This window comes from Candidatus Pelagibacter communis (assembly GCF_001179845.1).
Classification (GTDB): Bacteria; Pseudomonadota; Alphaproteobacteria; order Pelagibacterales; family Pelagibacteraceae; genus Pelagibacter; species Pelagibacter ubique_Q.
The window spans coordinates 1-733 of the sequence record NZ_CVSB01000056.1; the positions used below are offsets into that span (position 1 = coordinate 1).

The window sequence follows — 733 nt, forward strand, 5'->3', positions numbered from 1 at the left end:
AAGAAAGAGATAAAAAATTTTTAACTTCTGGATCTAAAGAATTTTCTGACAGAATTTTAATTAACAAAGAACAAGATATTTTTATTTGGGGGGTTGTTACTTATGTCATCCATTCAACGTACTAAAAAAATAGCATTAATTGACTGTAATTCTTTTTATGTTTCATGTGAGCGATTATTTAATCCAAAAATAAGAAGAAAACCTGTTGTTGTTTTATCTAACAATGATGGTTGTATTATTTCAAGATCGAATGAAGCAAAAGCTTTAGGAATTAAAATGGGTGAACCCTATTTTAAAGCAAAGGATGTTATTCTTAAAAATAAAGTTGAAGTTTTCTCATCTAATTATTCTTTATATGGAGATTTATCTAGAAGAGTGATGCGAACTCTTAAAAGATTTAATTCAGAAATAGAAGTTTATTCAATTGATGAAGCTTTTTTAGATTTATCAAACTTTCCTGATAGTGAAGTGGAAAAAGTTGGAAAAGAAATTAGAGAAACAGTTTTACAATGGACTGGTATTCCAACCAGTATTGGAATAGCAAACACAAAAACTTTAAGTAAAGTTGCAAACCATATTGCAAAGAAAAAACAATCAGGAGTGACAAGTTTAATTGGAATAGAAAACTTAGATCCTATTTTAGAAAAAGTTGAAATCAATGATGTCTGGGGTGTTGGTAGACAACTTACAAAATTTTATCAAAAGCATGGAATTTATAATGCTAAGCAATTAA

The 733-nt window shown here is 27.7% G+C and carries 1 protein-coding gene; it reads left to right on the top strand.

Translation table 11 applies throughout. The features are described 5' to 3' along the window. Positions 1-102: 102 nt before the first annotated feature. On the top strand, positions 103-733 hold a 631-nt coding region (locus AMN81_RS05650), incomplete at its 3' end, for a Y-family DNA polymerase (protein ID WP_143312067.1).